The sequence below is a fragment of the Rhodothermales bacterium genome, assembly GCA_013002345.1.
In the GTDB taxonomy this organism is placed as follows: domain Bacteria; phylum Bacteroidota; class Rhodothermia; order Rhodothermales; family JABDKH01; genus JABDKH01.
On the sequence record JABDKH010000247.1, the window covers coordinates 1 to 15,219 of the forward strand.

Annotated in this window: 10 protein-coding genes; 6 read left to right on the forward strand and 4 right to left on the reverse strand. The window is 58.6% G+C overall.

Features of this window, described 5'->3' with window-relative positions:
• Positions 1-1,064: DUF885 family protein (locus tag HKN37_12100; GenBank protein ID NNE47387.1), on the forward strand; the 1,064-nt coding region annotated here is incomplete at its 5' end.
• A 17-nt stretch (positions 1,065-1,081) separates the two neighbouring features.
• Here HKN37_12100 and HKN37_12105 read toward each other — a convergent pair.
• Positions 1,082-1,975 carry a hypothetical protein gene (locus tag HKN37_12105; GenBank protein NNE47388.1) on the reverse strand — a complete coding sequence of 298 codons (894 nt, stop codon included), beginning with the start codon at positions 1,973-1,975 and terminating at the stop codon, positions 1,082-1,084.
• 72 nt (positions 1,976-2,047) lie between these two features.
• On the reverse strand, positions 2,048-4,726 hold the full coding sequence (locus HKN37_12110) for a bifunctional acetate--CoA ligase family protein/GNAT family N-acetyltransferase (GenBank protein ID NNE47389.1): 2,679 nt from the start codon (positions 4,724-4,726) through the stop codon (positions 2,048-2,050).
• Between the two features lie 290 nt (positions 4,727-5,016).
• On the opposite strand from HKN37_12110, the gene HKN37_12115 reads away from it, so the two are divergent.
• The gene (locus HKN37_12115) at positions 5,017-5,907 is read left to right on the forward strand and encodes a twin-arginine translocation signal domain-containing protein (GenBank protein ID NNE47390.1); all 891 of its coding nucleotides are present in this window, start codon (positions 5,017-5,019) and stop codon (positions 5,905-5,907) included.
• 343 nt (positions 5,908-6,250) lie between these two features.
• On the opposite strand, the gene HKN37_12120 is transcribed toward HKN37_12115, so the two are convergent.
• The gene (locus tag HKN37_12120) at positions 6,251-7,003 is read right to left on the reverse strand and encodes a hypothetical protein (protein NNE47391.1); all 753 of its coding nucleotides are present in this window, start codon (positions 7,001-7,003) and stop codon (positions 6,251-6,253) included.
• Between the two features lie 5 nt (positions 7,004-7,008).
• Positions 7,009-8,169, reverse strand: coding sequence for a DUF1624 domain-containing protein (locus HKN37_12125; protein NNE47392.1), 1,161 nt, complete (start codon positions 8,167-8,169; stop codon positions 7,009-7,011).
• Between the two features lie 726 nt (positions 8,170-8,895).
• Here HKN37_12125 and HKN37_12130 point away from each other — a divergent pair.
• The 4 genes from HKN37_12130 to HKN37_12145 form a co-directional block, all read left to right on the forward strand.
• The gene (locus tag HKN37_12130; GenBank protein ID NNE47393.1) at positions 8,896-12,216 is read left to right on the forward strand and encodes a SusC/RagA family TonB-linked outer membrane protein; all 3,321 of its coding nucleotides are present in this window, start codon (positions 8,896-8,898) and stop codon (positions 12,214-12,216) included.
• A 57-nt stretch (positions 12,217-12,273) separates the two neighbouring features.
• On the forward strand, positions 12,274-13,851 hold the full coding sequence (locus tag HKN37_12135; GenBank protein NNE47394.1) for a SusD/RagB family nutrient-binding outer membrane lipoprotein: 1,578 nt from the start codon (positions 12,274-12,276) through the stop codon (positions 13,849-13,851).
• Between the two features lie 87 nt (positions 13,852-13,938).
• On the forward strand, positions 13,939-15,042 hold the full coding sequence (locus HKN37_12140) for a hypothetical protein (protein ID NNE47395.1): 1,104 nt from the start codon (positions 13,939-13,941) through the stop codon (positions 15,040-15,042).
• A 25-nt stretch (positions 15,043-15,067) separates the two neighbouring features.
• Positions 15,068-15,219 (forward strand): hypothetical protein (locus HKN37_12145; GenBank protein ID NNE47396.1); only part of this gene is annotated, 152 nt, incomplete at its 3' end.

Genomic DNA, 15,219 nt, shown 5'->3' on the forward strand with positions numbered 1-15,219 from the left:
GAAGAGAAGTGGTCGGATTCACCGAGGATGAGGATCCGCCCATCGTGGGCGACCCGATCGGTGCGGACGGGCTCAGGGCCGATCTTCACCATGAGATGATACAGTACGGGGCCGCGGAGTTAGTAGAGATTGCGGATCTCGAATTTGCGTGGTGTGAACGAGAAATGCGAGCCGCCTCAAACGAGCTGGGCTACGGTGATGATTGGAAAGCGGCGCTCGAGCACGTCAAGACACTGCACGTGGCACCGGGCGCTCAGCCCGAACTCGTTCGGCAGTTGGCGCACGAAGCTGTCGACTTCCTTCGGGAAAACGATCTCCTGACTATTCCACCGCTTGCGGAGGAGGTCTGGCGGATGACGATGCTTTCTCCCGAGCGGCAGAAGGTGGCTCCCTTCTTTCTGGGTGGAGAAGTCGTGCAAGTATCGTATCCGACGAGTGAAATGGCTCACGCCGACAAGCTCATGTCGATGCGCGGTAACAATATTCACTTCTCTCGTGCCGTCGTCCATCATGAACTCATTCCGGGCCATCACTTGCAAGGGTTCATGACAAGCCGGTACAACACACATCGCAAGGCATTCCGGACACCGTTCTGGACAGAGGGATGGGCTTTGTACTGGGAGATGATCCTGTGGGATAAGGACTTTCCACAGTCGGCTGAGGATCGCATCGGCATGCTCTTCTGGAGAATGCACCGCGCGGCCAGAATCATCTTCTCACTTCGCTTCCACCTCGGCACCATGACTCCGCAGGAAGCGATCGACTTTCTGGTCGACGAGGTGGGGCACGAGCGGGCGAGCGCTACTGCAGAAGTGAGGCGCTCCTTCAACGGGACGTATCCCCCCTTGTATCAGGCAGCATACATGCTCGGTGGATTGCAGATACGCGCTTTGCACGACGAGTTAGTGGGCGGCGGTCGAATGAGCAATCGAGCTTTCCACGATGCGATTCTCCAGGGCGGGACGATGCCGATCGAAATGGTGCGGGCGCGACTGCTGGACACCGCACCGGCGCGCGATTTTCAGGCTAGCTGGAGATTCTACGGAAACCCGCTCGACAAATGACGTGATCCCGCGTCGACCTACCCCGCCGTACCCTGCCCCGTGCCGGTCAGATAGTTGTATTCCGATCCGAAGACGCTGTGCGGGATGAAGTACACGATGAGCGTAACGAGCCCCGCCAGATACACAACCTTTCTGTTCCGCCGATCGCCCCGATTCAGGAACGCGGCCAGCAGCCAGAACGCCAGCTCGAGCAGCACCTTGTTGTCCGTCCAGTCGTAGCCGAATGGAATTCCGGCCCACAGCACTCCGAAGGCATACCACTGAACGACGGGCCCGAGAACAAATGCGCCGAGCAGTAGCGATCCGATCGTCCACCACAGGAGCTTCTTGAACGAGCCGCCAACGGCCGCTTCCAGAATCGTTCGGAGTGCCAGCGTCATCGAGGCAAATACTACCAGAATGTGCACCATGAGCGGAATTCTCGGAACGTCCGCTTTGTAGCGAGCATAAATCGGATCACTTCCGGTAATGGACACTGCCTCCCCCTGCCCATCGTCAACGAAGACAAAAAACTCGTACTTGCCGGCACGTACCTGAAGACTCGGCAGCATCGCTCCGAGTCCACGATCCGAGCCTTTCCTGCCGCGCCGCGAGTGGTGAAACTCGCCGCGCTCCATCGACATCGACGACCACTCATCGTCCGACTTGAACCGACGATACTGAACTGTGCCTGACACGGGGACCGGCACCGGATCGAGCAACATCACCGCGAGGTCTGAGCCGATCGTTTCGCTGCGCAATATTTTGAAGTGCACGGTTCCGTGTGCCGTCTCAAGATCTCCTTCGAGCGGATACGTCGGTCCCGTCCTGTCCTGCCAGGAAAAGCAGGCGACGGTGAAGATGATCGCGATCGTCCAGAGCAGCGCGCTGGTCACGACCGGACTACGATTCCTGAACTCCGCAATTGACACTGTTCACCCTCCTTGTTTGCTTTGACGATCGCTCGTCTCGGGTTTCCTTTCGCCTCAAGAGCCGGGTCGGGTCTAGAGCATCTTGACGGCAGACCTCACGCCCGGCCCATCGTCCGAGGCCTCAATGCGGAAGCCGAGGTGTTTCGCCAGATCCAGCATCGGCTGGTTGTCCGTCAAGATCAGTCCCTCCATTAAACGAAAACCCCGATTCCGAGCCGACTCCATCAGCCGGATCATGATCCCCGAACCGATTCCCTTTCGCTGCCAGGAGTCGGCAACGACGAGCGCAAACTCGCAGCTCTTGCCGTCCGGCAGCATAGAGTAACGTCCGACCGCAATCTGTTCTTCCTTGTCGTCTTCGGTGACAACCGCGATCAGCGCCAGTTCGCGATCGTAGTCGATCTGCGTGAAGCGGATCAACATTTCGGGCGTCAGCTCCTGCAGCCGACGCATGAAGCGGAAGTACTTGGCCTCCTGTGACAGATCGCGAACAAACGCGTGTTCAATCTCGGCGTCCTCCGGCCGTATCGGCCGTATGATCACGTCCGTCCCGTCGCTCAACTGAACGGTACTGGCCAGGTGGACCGGATACGGATGCACGGCCATGTGGTGATAGCGATCCAGGTGCGGTGTGACGTTTCCGATCGAGATCCGCACGTCGAGAGCCATCGCGCCTTCGGGGTCAAGCATCAGAGGATTGATATCCAGCTCCTGAATTTGCGGTAGCTCGCAGGCCATTTCCGATACGCGTCCCAGTATCTGCTGAAGCGACGACATCTTTGCAGCCGGCAGGTTGCGGTAGGCTCCCAGCAACTTGTGGATCTTTGTCTTCTGGATCAGATCATCAATGATGAATGAGTTCACGGGCGGAAGTGCCACGGCGCGATCCCGAATCACTTCAACGGCCGTGCCTCCCGCGCCGAAGGCCAGGATCGGTCCGAATACCGGGTCGCGTGCAATGCCGACGAGCAGTTCGCGACCGTGCGACCGGTCATACATCTTTTCCACCGTGACCCCTTCGATGGTGGCGTCCGGCCGAATCTTCTGAACACTCTCGACGAGATCCTGATAGGCGCCTCGAACGGCTCGTGCGTTGGCGATGTTGAGCCGCACGCCCGATACGTCCGATTTGTGGGATATGTCGGGCGAGCTGATTTTCATCACGACCGGAAAGCCCAGGTTCTCAGCGGCCACGAGCGCCTCGCCGGCTGAGCGTGCCTCCAATCCCCGGGCGACCGGAATCCGAAACGCCGTCAGGAGCGCCTTTGCCTCCATCGTGGTCAGCAGATCGCGGCCCTCGACGAGAGCTCCCTCGATGATGAGTCGTGCTCCGTCCAGGTCCGGTTCGTTTTTTTCGTGCAGTGGTGACGGCGTTTGAAGCAGCAGCTTCTGGTTGCGATGATAGCGAGCGAGATAGGCGAACGCCTCGACGGATGCTTCCGGACTCGGAAACACCGGTACATCGTGCTTCGCGAAATACGCCCACCCTTCCTTGACCTGATGCTCTCCCAACCACGTGGCCAGGAGCGGCTTGTCGATGCCTTCGCTCGCCGCAACGACTGACTGCGCTGCATCCAGCGGATTCGTCATCGCCTGCGGTGTCAACATCGCCAGCACACCGTCCACGTTCGGATCTGCAAGGCACAGTGCGACCGCATCGTGGTATCGCTCCGGAGAAGCGTCTCCCAGAATATCAACAGGGTTGCCTCTCGACCAGTGTTCGGGCAGCATCTTGTCGAGCCCTTCCATGGCATCCGGCGAGAGTTCGGCCAGAGAAATTCCCAGATCGATTGCGCGGTCGGTTGCCAGAACACCGGGCCCTCCAGCGTTCGTAACGATCGCGAGCCGATCGCCGCGCACCCTGTGACTCGTCGACAGCAGCTGAGCGGCGGAGAACAACTGCTCGACGGTCATCACCCGAACTACACCTGCCCGCTGCAGTGCGGCATCGAATACGTCGTCTCCTCCAACGAGGGATCCGGTGTGCGACATGGCCGCCCGCGAACCTTCCTCGTGACGGCCGGCCTTGATCACGATCACGGGCTTCAGGCGGGCCGCAACCCGCAATCCACTCATGAAGCTGCGGGAATTTCGGACGCCTTCTACATACAGCAGGATACTGGATGTCTTGGGGTCGAGGGCGAGATAGTCCAGCACGTCACCAAAATCCACGTCTGCCATGCCGCCCATCGACACCATGGCGGAAAACCCGATCCCGCGATCGACCGCCCAGTCGAGAATGGCCGTGCAGAGGGCGCCCGACTGTGAGACAAGCGCCAGGGATCCTTCCCTGGCCGTATTGTTGCTGAACGTTGCATTCAGTCCCATCGACGGCCGTATGAGGCCAAGGCAGTTCGGTCCGAGAATCCTGAGATTGTAGCGACGGGCCTCCGCAAGCAGTGCCTGCTCCCTCGACTTCCCGACACCCTCCAGCTCCGAAAACCCGGCCGACATCACGATGGCGGCTCCCACCCCCTGTTCACCGCACTGATGAATGATGTTCGGAACGGTTGCAGCCGGCGTGGCGATTACCGCCAGGTCCACGACTTCCGGGACGTCTTCGATGGACGGATAGCAGGTTACATCGCCGATCTTGTCGCGCTTGGGGTTAACGGGATACACCGGGCCCTTGAATCCGGCGGAAAGAATATTTCTGTAGACGAACGTTCCGAGCGTTCCTTCTCGATCACTGGCACCGATGAGCGCCACACTTTGCGGCGAGAACATGGGCCCGAGATAATGCTTGTCCATGCTAGGATGATCTATGCTTTAAGCACCCAGAGTGCTAAATATTTCTGTGTCGACGCCTGACTTTGACGGACACGAAGTATCGCCCAGCCAGCGGAATGAACAAGTCGGGGAATCTCTTACACGTTGAGTAAGGGTGAGCCCCCTTCAGCCGTCGAATTAACGTCCGTGCAGTCACTGGATGATGCCCGCGGACGGGTGCAGGTCTGCACGCGAGACCGACCGTTGCGCACTCGAATCGGAATGCCGAAGTTGTCAGCAGTTTCTGATAAGACGAATGTACAACTGAGATCATGGATATTAGCCGCAGAGATTTTCTAGCTGCCGTGACCACTACGGCCGGAGCCGCAACCTTCGTCTCGGCGCTACCTCGCCGGCAGCCGGACTTCGCGGGCGAGATGAGCATCCAGGGAGTCATCGATCTCATTCTCCGCGATCTGCCAACGGATCCCATTCCAGAGACAGTCGATACAGTCAAAATCGGCGATACCAGGCAATCAGTATCTGGAATCGCCGTCACGTTCCTGGCTACGTCTGCCGTGATCGAGGCTGCGGCGGCACAGGGCGCTAACCTCATCATCACGCACGAACCAACCTTTTACAACCATCTCGATGAGACCGACTGGCTGAAGAACAATCCCGTGTACGATGCGAAGGTCAGCCTCATCGAGCGTCACGGCGTTGTGGTCTGGCGTCTTCACGACCACTTGCACCGCACGCAGCAAGACGACATTACACACGGCGTCCTTCGCACGCTTGGATGGGAGGCATTCGCGAGTCCGGAAGACAACTATCTGTGCAAGATCCCAAAGTCGAGTCTGGCCGATCTTGCGGACTTTCTAAAACACAGGCTCGGTGCACAAGCGGTTCGCACGATCGGAGATCCGGAGATGCCGTGCACAGGAATTGGTGTTCTCATGGGAGCCTGGGGTGGTCGACGGCAGATTGAATACCTGTCGCGCGCAGATGTAGACGTCGTCATATGTGGCGAAGCGCGTGAATGGGAGACCACGGAATATGTACGTGACGCCAATGAGCACGGGATGGCCAAAGGGCTTATCGTCGTCGGGCATGCGCTGAGCGAGGAGCCCGGCATGGCGTGGTTCTCCGAGTGGCTGCGACCACGAGTGCCGGGCGTTGACGTGGTGCACATCCCGGCGGGTGATCCATTTCGAGTTGTGTGACTGCCCATGGGATCGGCCGGACCTGCATGGAACCCGGATCACGTCGGGGATGACAGGGCGGCCCGGATGACAGGCGTCCGGGATGACGTACGGGACCACTCCCTGTCATGCCCATGCGGCGGGGCCGCTCCACCTCCCCGTCATGCCCGCGAAGGCGGGCATCCAGACAACGGTGCGTCCGCCAGCGACTTGCATGGATCCCGGATCACGTCCGGGATGACAGTCGGCCGGGATGACGTATGGGCATACCTCCTCGTCATACCCGCGAAGATGGGGCCGCTACACTCCCCGTCATGCCCGCGAAGGCGGGCATCCAATCAGCGGTGGATCCGGGCCTTACCCGCTACAGCGCCTCCATCAGCTCTTCGAGCCAGCGCAGTTCCTGGTATATGGATCCGGCGTCGTGACTGCTACCATCGCCCATCACGATCCGATTGTCGTCCGCGCGGTAGTATCTATAAATCGCATAAGCATGCCGTGGTACGGCGGATGCCTGCGTCGGCGCCTGTCTACGTGAGGCGAAAAACTCGTACATCGGTCTCGACAGAAGCAGGAGATATTTCTCCCCGATTCGCGGCGCAAACTCATTCTGCCCCATGCCATTACGGAATTGTCCCCTTTGCCGCAGAAAGAGGGTGTCCGCGGAAACTTCTCCCTTCAGCGTTTCCACAACGCGCACGGCTATCGTCGACCGATAACCGTCGGTCGGTTCATCTGAATCGCCGAAATCAACGACTTCGGCTACCACCACGGGATCTGAGAAGAGGCCCTGCTCCATGAACGGACGGGCGTCGGAGGTCATCGCATGAACGAGATCTATCCCGCCCGCCTGAAGACGCTCGAGCTTCTGGAGATCCAGACCGTGGATCACCATAACGAATGAGAAAAACTCGGCCAGGTCGCCAGCGTTCGGGGCGCCGATTGTCTGCAACTGACGCAGCAGGTAGCTCTCAACGGCCGACGCACTTTCCACCGATCCGAGAGAAGCAAGGTGATCACGTCTTGCTGTCCGCATATCCTGAGCCGTGACCAACCCCGGAGAAGCCGGAATCAACAGCGCAAGAACGAGCGCCACTCGGATCAGATGACGGGGCATGGGCCTCAAATCTTGATGATAATCCGACGACGATACATAACCAGCAGCACCAGATACCACCCCACGATCCAGACGATGGCGTACGCGAGCGATGCCGGTTTCGGAGGTAGAACCGCCGAAAACACGTTCTGATACAGGAAGGCACTTAACGAAATATCTCCCACCTTGATCAGTGACAGCGTCCTCGCCACAACACCACTCATCACGAAGACCGTGATGGCGTTAACGCCATACACGACAAACGGCTCGGACCAGCCCTTGTATCCTCTAAGATCAATGAAGTAGTAACACAACGCCAGAAAAGCGAATGCCTGGCCACCTGTAAACACTACATACGAGGAGGTCCAGATCCCCTTGTTGATCGGGAAGAACCAGCTCCAGATGTAGCCTGCGATGATCAGCAGAACACCGTATGCGAAGAGGGTGACGGCCCGGTCCACGGTTTCCCGTGGCGATATCAGAATGCGGCCTGCCCACACACCGAGAAATGTCGTCACGATGGCGGGAAAGGTGCTCAGCAGTCCCTCCGGATCCCACTGATGATCCACAGCCGCCCAGAGATGTTGGCCGAACACCAACCGGTCGATATAGGCCGACAGTGTCGCGGTGGGTTCATCGATCAGTCCCGCGCCGTAACCCGGCACCGGAATTACTTTCATCGCTAGCCAATAGCCTAGCAGGATCACCACCGAGATGATCACCTGCGTCCGCGTGGTCGTAAACAGGTACAGGAGCGATACGACCAGATAGCACACCGCGATCCGCTGAAGGACACCCGGAATACGAATACTCGTCAGGGACGACGACAGTCCGAACTCTGGCGAAAACGTAAAGAAAGGATAACCCGCCAGAAAGAGACCGAGCAGGAACAGAACCGCCGACCGCCGCAACAGCTTCGGCACCAGCGTCCGGGCCTCTACTCCCTGCGACAGTCGCTTCTCGAAAGCAAGAACGACAGCCACGCCGACGATGAAAAGGAAGAAGGGAAAGACCAGGTCCGTCGGGGTCCAGCCGTGCCACTTCGCGTGGAGCAGGGGCGGATACACATGGGACCAGGACCCCGGATTGTTCACGAGGATCATGCCGACGATCGTGATGCCTCTGAAGACGTCCAGGGAAACGATGCGGCTTGTCGGTTGAGACAGTGCCGAGGCTGATGATGACATGGGGCGCACGCTGCGTTCGTGATGTGCGGTCCACGTTACCCCGATCAGCCATCAGAAACAAGATCCCTCGCGTCCACGCCTGCCCGGCCAGGCAGGCTGGGAATCGTTCCAGTCTCTCGCCTGGGTGCAGATCCTCTCCGTGGCGACCGGGCTCATGCTCCTCCGCGCGGATGCTCAGGCGGTCCGGGCAACGTGTCTTTCCGTCACCGCTGTCTGCTTCCCCGTATCGGGATCCCCATGCCGTTTTATACCACCCGCCGGGAGCTGCACCAGGGATTCATCCGGCGGCGCTGGCTATATCCCACCATCATCCCGGGTGCAAACCTGCATTTTGTCGGGACACCGCCACACTGGACAAAAAGGTAGGGGAAGTTCCTACACCAACAGTATGGTCTCTCTGCCCGAAGATCTGTGGTATCAAGAATATCCTTAACCCCTTAGCGGTCGCAGGACCCGGCGCGAATACACGAGACGTTTTGTCCATTTTCGCGCCTCCTGTGGCGATTTGCATGATCTGGCAGTCGGCAGGTATTGAAATGTGACCGTGTTTTCTTTAGCGTAACCGGAGCGGCAACGATGAGCGAGTCCCCTCAACCATCCGAAATTCTTGATTGTCGCAACACTCGACTGACTTCACCCAAACGAAGGAAGGTGGTCTTTATGATGCTTGGTTTACAACGGACGCTCTACCGGCTGCGGCCGACGAGCGCAATCGGCACATTCTGTATGCTGGCGGTCCTCGTCTCCCTCATGGGTGTAGACGCAGCGAGTGCCCAGCTGCAGGTTAGCGGCAGCGTCGTTGCCGCCGAGGACCTCACGCCATTGCCGGGCGTGAACATCGTGGAAGTCGGAACGACGCGCGGAGCGTCGACTGACTTCGACGGCAAGTTCTCGTTCATTGCATCGAGCCCGACGGCGACGATTGCCGTTTCATTTGTGGGCTTTGTCACACAATACATTGACCTCAACGGACAGACACAAATCGAGATCAGGCTCGCGGAGGATGTGGGCATGCTCGAAGAAGTTGTCGTCACGGCCTTCGGTATCGAGCGTCAGGCACGGGCGGTCGGCTACTCCGTGTCCGAGGTGGGAGGCGAAAGCCTTCGCCAGGCACGCGAGAACAACGTGGCGAACGCGCTGTCCGGTAAGATTGCCGGCGTCGCCGTAAGCAAACCTGCCTCAGGACCTGGTGGCTCCAGCCGCGTCATCATCCGCGGAAACACGGCCCTGCAGGGGAATAACCAGCCGCTCTACGTTGTCGACGGAATTCCGATCGACAATAGCAATCTCGGCAGCGCCGGGATGTGGGGAGGCCAAGATCTTGGCGACGGTATCTCCAGTATCAACCCGGATGATATCGACAACATTTCAGTGCTCAAGGGACCGGCGGCTGCCGCTCTCTACGGCACGCGTGCCCAGAACGGAGTCATTCTAATTACGACAAAGTCCGGCACGCGACGCGGGCCCGGCGGTGGAATCGGCGTCGAGTACAACTCAAATGTGACGTTTGAGAATCCGGTCGTTGGATACGACTTCCAGGACCAGTACGGACAGGGAACGCGCGGTGCATTCCCGACGACGCAGGAGCAGGCACTGGAGAATGCCTTTGACTCGTGGGGCTCGCGCCTTGGCAGCGGCTCAGCCATTCAGTTCGACGGTGTCACCCGGCCTTACTCATCGGTCGGAGACAACGCAGGTCGATTCTATCGCGCCGGTGTAACAAACACCAATACCCTGTCCTTCACGGGCAACGTCGAGAATACGGCGGTAAGACTCTCGTTCTCGAGGTTGAACAGCGAAAGCATCGTCCCGAACTCGGGGCTTGAGCGATACTCAATCTCACTTCGTGGGACGTCGGACTTCGGAGACAAGCTCTCGGCCGACGTGAAGCTCAACTATGTCCGTGACGACACGCAGAACCGAAGCGAGCTTTCGGACGCCCCAAGGAACGCGAACTACACGGTCGCATTCTTGCCGCCAAACGTGGACGTGGAGACGATGAAGCCGGGATTCTGCTCCGGTGATCCGAATCCGGATGCAGCATTGGGAATTTGTGCCGGCGGTCTCGACGAAAACGCGGAGTTCCGAATTGCGGAGAGCGTGTTCCAACAGAACCCGTACTGGTCCGCCGAGAGATTCACGGCGAGCGACACGAAGAACAGACTACTGGGTCACGCGCAACTTTCGTACGATCTCCTCGACTGGCTCACCGTTCAGGGTCGTGTCGGGCAGGACTGGTACTCAACGCGTCGCACCAGAGTTCAGCCATTCGGTACCGCATTTGTGCCTGCCGGTTCGATTGACGAAGTCAACTGGACCGTCCAGGAGCGCAACTACGACTTCATGTTCCTTGCCGACCGGAAGCTGAATGAGGACGTCAACCTCAACGCGTCGTTCGGAGGCAACAAGCTGCGACAGGATTTCGAGCGGCTTCAGCTGAGCGGCAGCGAGTTCAGCATTCCAGGATTGGAGACGATCTCGAATGCATCGCAGACGTCAACCGGTTTTGACGTTTCGAGAAAGGAGATCAACTCCCTCTATGGATCGGCGGAGCTGGCGTACAAGAACTATCTGTTCCTTACCGGTACCGCACGGAATGACTGGTCATCCACGCTTCCTTCAGACAACAACTCGTTCTTCTACCCGTCGGTGAGTGCGAGCTTTGTCTTTTCCGACGCACTGGATGTACCGGACTGGCTGAGCTTTGGTAAAGTTCGTGCATCGTGGGCGGAAGTCGGTGGCGACACGGATGCGTTCCAACTCAGCCTGACGTACGCTCTTGCCAACTATACACATGCAGGGCAACCGATCGGAAGAGTCGCGCAAACGCAGGTTCCGCTCGCGGATTTGAAGCCTTCGTCACACACTGGCTGGGAGTTGGGCTACGACACCCGATTCTTTGACAACCGACTCGGGTTGGATTTCACCTACTACAGCAGCAAGACGAGTGATCAGATTCTCAGTGCGAGCGTGGCAGGTGAATCGGGTTACAACTCCAAGGTCATCAATGCAGGTGAGATCTCGAATCGGGGCGTGGAATTGCTGCTTTCGGGTACGCCCGTCAGAACGGCCGATATGCGCTGGAATATCGACGCCAACTTCGGTTGGAACGATAATGAGGTGACGCAGCTTCTCGGACCAGCGGCATGTGCGGATCCGTTCCCAAGCGAGGACCTCGAATGCACCAACTTCCTTGGCGTGCTGGGTCTCGGGGGCGCATCACGAATCGCCAGCGGCGCCACGATGGGAATCTTCGCCGAAGTCGGTGAACCGTTCGGTCTTATTAAAGGCCGGAAGTACGCACGCGACGTCAATGGCAACATCGTGCTGGACGATTCCGGGCTTCCGGTTCAGGGTCCATTCGAAATACTCGGAAACGGTAACCCCGACTGGACCGCTGGTATCACGAATACCTTCAGATACAAGAACTTCACGCTTAGCGCGCTCGTGGACATTGCCTACGGAGGTGAGATCTTCTCGGGCACCAACGCAAATGCGTACGGTTTCGGGCTGCACCAGAATACGCTGGACGGTCGATCGGACTGCGACTCTGCCGGCTACTCCAGCGAGTGCTGGGTGCCGTCGGGAGTCCAGTTCCCGGATGGTATTCCGTTTGAGATCGGAGACAAGGGCCTGGATGGCCTCGGCCCCGGAGATGATGGGTATACGGCTCCTGATCAGGGTGAAGGGAATGGCCTCACTCAGGAGATCTTCGAAGCCGGTGTTGACAACACGACGGCCGTCTATCCGCAGGACTACTACGGTCGTATTGTTGGGCAGATTGCAGAAGAGTTCGTTTATGACGCCACATACGTCAAGCTGCGTCAGTTGCAACTCAGCTACCGTCTGCCGACGCGATGGCTGCAGAAGTCACCCATCCAGATGGCAACCTTCTCGATCGTTGGTCGCAACCTCTGGATCATTCACAAAAACATTCCAAACGTCGACCCCGAGTCAAACCTGAATGTGGGTAATGCTCAGGGGACCGAGCTTGCAGGCGTACCGCAGACCAGGAGCATCGGCTTCAACGTGAACCTCAGGTTCTAGCCGGTGCGACGGATGCATCTTCACAACACTATGTTGGAAAGCAAACGGACTTCAACTATGAAAAGCATTAAGCAAATACTAGGACGAGCGATGGTACTTGTTCTAGCTATCCTTATGCTCCCGGCCTGCGACCAGGATTCGCGCTTCGAGGATCTGAACACGAATCCAACGCAGGCAAGTAGCATACCGCCGGACTACTTGTTTACACCGGCTCAGATGGCGATCGCTGGAACTCGATACGAGGCCTGGCGCTCAAACCTGATCTATCCGGAAGCCATGATTCAGCATCTCGCCGAGACATGGTTCACCGGTGACAAGTACACTACAAACGCCGACTGGCTTTCAGCGCTCTGGACCGTCTCCTACAACGGCAATGGTGACGGACAGAGGGCGCCGATCAAGCTGCTCGTCGACCTCATATACAACAACGTTGATCAGGAATGTGCGGCGACACAGGACATTTACACAGAGTGTCCGCCGGCGCAGCCAACCATGGTCAACAAGATCGCCGCTGCGCGGATTCTTCGCGTGTTCGTCTTCCATCGGCTGACGGACATGTACGGAGATCTGCCATACTTCGAAGCGGGACTTGGCTTCCTCCGGAATAACGTGACGCCGAACTATGACACGCAGCAAGCGATCTACAACGACATGCTGAAGGAATTGCAACAGGCAGTTGCTCAGTTTGACCCCGACTTCCCGACGTACGGTGGAGCGGACGTGGTCTATGGTGGCGACGTCACAAAGTGGCAGCGCTTCGGCAACTCGCTGATGCTACGTCTTGCCATGAGGTCGCCGTCACTCAACTCGTGGGTAACCACTGCCGTGAACGGCCCCGGTGGATTGATGACCGGTAATGGCGACAGCTTCGTAGTTCCCCACGAGCGTGGGAGCAGCGAAGGACCCAACGGTCTGAACACCAATGGCGTCGGCGATGTGCTCGAGGTATTCGGCCGGCCAAAGTGCACGAAGACGTTCGTCAATCTCCTGCGTGATACGGGGGATCCGCGGCTGGGCGTTTTCTGCGGTGTAGGAGGTGCTCTGGACACACCGGTTGCGCTTCAGAAGGGGATGCCGGGTGGCAACGACGGCAACACGATTGCCGATCCGTCGTGGGAGGCTTACGACCCGGACTATACGAGCTTCTCCGACTACTCGGTCCCGACGGATGCGGTGAGCAGCAGGGTTGCTCCAACATTCCTGTTGACCTACGCCCAGACCGAGTTCCTGCTTGCTGAGGCCGGTGTCGGTGACCCTGCGACGCATTATGCCAATGGAGTGCGGGCAGCCATGGAGCAGCTCGCGCTTTATCCGGATGCGCCGGCGATATCCAGCGGTGATATCACGGACTACCTTGCGGCCAATCCGTACGACGCGGCGAACGCGATGGAGCAGATCAACACCCACATCTGGGTGGAGACGTTCCTGAACGGCCACGAAGCGTGGTCGAACTGGCGGCGCAGTGGGTATCCGGTCCTTGACCCGGTCAACTGGCCTGGAAACGTCACAAACGGGCAGATTCCGCGCAGACTGGGATTCTGGGGTAATACGAGCCTGAATCCGAATGCGGTCGCGTCGGTGCCACCGGGCGGTCAGTTTGACCTGACCACCCCGGTGTGGTGGGACGCCCAATAAACTCGACTGTCATAACTCAGAGCGCCGGGCGCCTGCCTCGCCGGGGCGGGCGCTCGGTGTTTGTGGCCAGCCCAAACGGAGCATTACATGAACAGAAGAGAGTACCTGCAGGCTCTCGGAATCGGGACCGTCGGCCTGATGAGTGCACCCGCCTGGATCGGATGTCGATACCCTTCCAACAAGCCCGCAAAACCGATGGAAGCATTTCGAAACGGCACGTGGATAGGCGGACACGTGGGCGACGGCAGCATTGAAGACTGGAAAAGGAAATTCAAGTCCCTGCGGGTCGCGAACATCGATGCCGTGTTGCTTCAACTGGACGCGGCGCAGCTCGCCCCCCTCATCCCTGTCGCCGCCGATGAAGGAATCGAAATTCATGCGTGGATGGCCACGATGATGCAGGCCGGGATGGAAGACGAGCACCACGAATGGTATGTCGTGAACCGCAACGGAGACTCGGCGGCCGACAAGCCCGCCTATGTCGACTACTACAAGTTCATGTGTCCCTCACGCAAGCCCGTCCTTGAGCACCTGGAGAAACAGGTTACTGACCTGGCTTCGATCGACGGCCTGGGAAGTGTGCACCTGGATTACATCCGCTATCCCGACGTTATTCTGCCGATCCAGCTCTGGGAGAAGTACGGGATCGTGCAGGACAAGGAGTATCCTGAGTACGATTACTGCTACTGCGAGGTCTGTCGCGAGCAGTTCAGACAGGAGAGCGGAGTGGATCCGCTCGAAATCGAAGACCCCGCGTCACATCAGCCGTGGCTTCAGTATCGCTACGACACGATAACGCGCGTAGTGAACGAGCTGGCCTACGTCGCGCACGAGCGCGACATACCGATCACCGCCGCCGTTTTCCCTACTCCGGATATCGCGAAGACGCTCGTGCGACAGGACTGGGTGAACTGGGATCTCGATGCCGTGATGCCCATGATCTATCATAGCTTCTACAACGAGCCGGTGGAATGGATTGAGCAGGCGACGAGAGAAGGCGTTGAAGCCCTTGGCGGCAAAATGCCCGTGTACGCAGGTCTGTTCATCCCGGCCCTCACGCCCATCGAGTTGGCGCAGGCTGTGCAGCATTCCGCAGCTGGCGGTGCCAGAGGCGTTGTGCTGTTTGAAGGCAAGATGCCGACAGACGAGCACTGGTCCAAATTTGCCGCGGCCGTCGAGCGCGTCGATTGATCGCTCGCATTTCCGAACCCGGGGTATGATGAAGTTCACTACCGCCTCCTGCATCATCTTGCTGGCCGCAATCCTTGTCGGCCTGACGTCGGATGAGCCACTGTTTACGCTCTTGGGCGCAGATCGGACCGGCATCTCTTTCGTCAATACGATTGAGGAGGACGACGAGCGAAATGT

Coding starts and splice junctions, on each gene's coding strand:
- HKN37_12110 (NNE47389.1), bottom strand. CDS start 4,726: ATGGACAAGCATTATCTCGGGCCCATGTTCTCGCCGCAAAGTGTGGCG.
- HKN37_12115 (NNE47390.1), top strand. CDS start 5,017: ATGGATATTAGCCGCAGAGATTTTCTAGCTGCCGTGACCACTACGGCC.
- HKN37_12120 (NNE47391.1), bottom strand. CDS start 7,003: ATGCCCCGTCATCTGATCCGAGTGGCGCTCGTTCTTGCGCTGTTGATT.
- HKN37_12125 (NNE47392.1), bottom strand. CDS start 8,169: ATGTCATCATCAGCCTCGGCACTGTCTCAACCGACAAGCCGCATCGTT.
- HKN37_12130 (NNE47393.1), top strand. CDS start 8,896: ATGCTGGCGGTCCTCGTCTCCCTCATGGGTGTAGACGCAGCGAGTGCC.
- HKN37_12135 (NNE47394.1), top strand. CDS start 12,274: ATGAAAAGCATTAAGCAAATACTAGGACGAGCGATGGTACTTGTTCTA.
- HKN37_12140 (NNE47395.1), top strand. CDS start 13,939: ATGAACAGAAGAGAGTACCTGCAGGCTCTCGGAATCGGGACCGTCGGC.